Origin of the sequence: Columbia Basin potato purple top phytoplasma (assembly GCF_028595955.1) — a bacterium.
Lineage (GTDB): Bacteria > Bacillota_I > Bacilli_A > Acholeplasmatales > Acholeplasmataceae > Phytoplasma.
On the sequence record NZ_JANHJP010000021.1, the window covers coordinates 1 to 1,331 of the forward strand.

Annotated in this window: 1 protein-coding gene and 2 pseudogenes; all 3 read right to left on the bottom strand. The window is 30.8% G+C overall.

Annotation, left to right across the window (positions count from 1 at the left end):
• A pseudogene (locus tag M8044_RS02415) lies at nt 1-222 on the bottom strand (hypothetical protein); the annotation flags it as partial.
• Between the two features lie 201 nt (nt 223-423).
• On the bottom strand, nt 424-696 hold the full coding sequence (locus M8044_RS02420; RefSeq protein ID WP_273585459.1) for a hypothetical protein: 273 nt from the start codon (nt 694-696) through the stop codon (nt 424-426).
• Nucleotides 674-1,331 (bottom strand): annotated as a pseudogene (locus M8044_RS02425) (hypothetical protein); the annotation flags it as partial. The gene M8044_RS02420 and the pseudogene M8044_RS02425, both read right to left, overlap by 23 nt.

Below are 1,331 nucleotides of genomic sequence, written 5' to 3' on the forward strand. Positions count from 1 at the left end.
TTGGGTGATTTCTTGGTCTTTTTGGTAGATAGTTGCTTGATATTCTTTTTCTTTTTGTTGAAAATTAGTAGTTAATTGATTGATTTCATTTTGGAGTGCTTGTTTTTCTTGTTCGGATAAAGCTTGATTAGTTATTAATTCTTGGTTTTTTGTTTCAATTAGGGATTTTTGCTCTTGGAGTTGATTTTTGAGTTGTTCGGTCATTTGGTTTTGTTCGTTGATTTGATTGATTAATTCATTAATTTGTTTTTCTTTTTCAGTGTTGATGGTTTTTTCTTGGTGAAGATCAGTTTCTAATTGATTAATCTTTTGATCTTGGGTAAAGATTTCATTTTCTTTAGAACGGATTTTATCGGTTTGTTGATTGATTTCTTTTTGAAGTTCTTGTTTTTCTTGTTCAGAAAGTTTTTGATTGTTTTCTAATTATTCTTGTTTTTGAGTTAAATCATATTCTAAATTAGCTTTTTGAGTTTCTAAAGTTAAACTATTAATTTTTTCTTGTTGGAGCTGAATTTCTAATAAGTTTTTAGCTTTAATGATTTCTTCAGGAGTTAGTTGTTGTGTTTCAGTTGTTTGGTTAGTTTCTTTTAATTCCTCACCAAGTAGTGGTGTTTGTTGGAGTTGTTCTTGTTGTAGTAAGGTAGGTTCAGTTGTTGATTCAACTGAACCATGCTCAGGGATTGTTAAGGTTACCACTTTCACTTTCTTCTTGAGTTATTTCTTCTTGATTTGTTTCTTCTTGAATTGGATTAACTATAGTTGGTAATTCATTGTTGGGTTGTTGTTGAATAGATGGTGCTTGGAAGATTGGTGTTGGGGGATTTTCCATTTTATGGGTTAATTGTTGTGGGGGATTAGGAGTTTTATTTTCTTCGTGATAAAATTGGTAAAGTTCATAAGCAGTTGAAGATAAAGAAATCCAAAATAAAGCTTTACTACCGATTTTAAGGATTTTACCACCGACATTCGCTATTTTTAGAAGTAGCTTTTTTTTAAATGATAGTTTTAGTTCCTTTTTTAATAGTTTTTTTCTTGCTACTTTTTAACCAATGACCGACTTTCCCAAGTCCGAAACAAATCCCGATGACGCTTAAAGTAGTTGTTAGATAATAACCTAATTTATTTTGTGGTGAAGGAACGTGATTAGGATCTTTATCGTTGCCTGTTAGTTTATTATAGATATATTCAACAAAAGTGCGAATTGGTTGTGTGGCTTTATCGTATAACACTTTAGTTTTAGCTGCTGCATCACCAGTAAAAGTGTTGATTTGGTTTAAAACTTCAGGAAAGAATTTGAAAAGCGTCCAATAAATCGCCCCACCAATTAATAA